This window comes from Oleiphilus sp. HI0043, from assembly GCF_001634935.1.
Genome location: NZ_LWEY01000084.1, coordinates 1 through 660 on the forward strand (window position 1 = coordinate 1; position 660 = coordinate 660).

1 protein-coding gene is annotated in these 660 nt (G+C 42.3%); it reads right to left on the reverse strand.

Annotated elements, in window-relative coordinates; genetic code table 11:
* The coding region (locus A3729_RS01750; RefSeq protein ID WP_197475479.1) for a hypothetical protein at positions 1–398 on the reverse strand (398 nt) is incomplete at its 3' end.
* Positions 399–660: the final 262 nt, after the last annotated feature.

A 660-nucleotide genomic window follows, 5' to 3' on the forward strand; every position in this document is an offset into this window, starting at 1 on the left:
AAGGCTCCACCAATAAAGTTAAACCAGGACCATTCGTATTGAGATACCGTATAGGCACATGCAATCACCGCTGCCCAAAGCAAAGGAACGGTCAGGTACATCACTTTTTTGTAGTAAGGCTCTGATTTAAGCTCTTCGACCATTTTTTCGGTTGGATTCGCTTCATCATCACCAAAATAGCTATCTAGTGCCGCTATTCCGAAATACCAGAATACGATTGTTGTCCATAACCATAGGCCATTTCCTGTTGTAACCGCTAGATAACATGATCCGATAGGCGCTAAAGGTAAAATCAGCGAAATGATGTAAGCGTATTTTTTTAATGACATCCAGGTGGTGATTTCACCCTCGCTTTGAGAGCGCGGGACCGAAAGCATTGCTGCCGCTTCTTTAGACATGAGATTTTCTCCGTTATTGTTAGTAAAACAATCTTATCGGGAGACGCAGGCCAGGGTTATGGCCCTAGGTGTCATGTCACAGTCAATTCGTGTCGTTTTAGTGGAACGAAAGCATATTTCAAACAAAAAAAGGGTGCCATTTGGGCACCCTAAAAACCTGAATAAATATCAAAACATAGCTAACCGAAATCTATGGCAAAATCACGGGGCTCGTTTTGTTTGATGACTTTGTTTAAAGTCATTTAGGAAGCAGGTCTCAGCT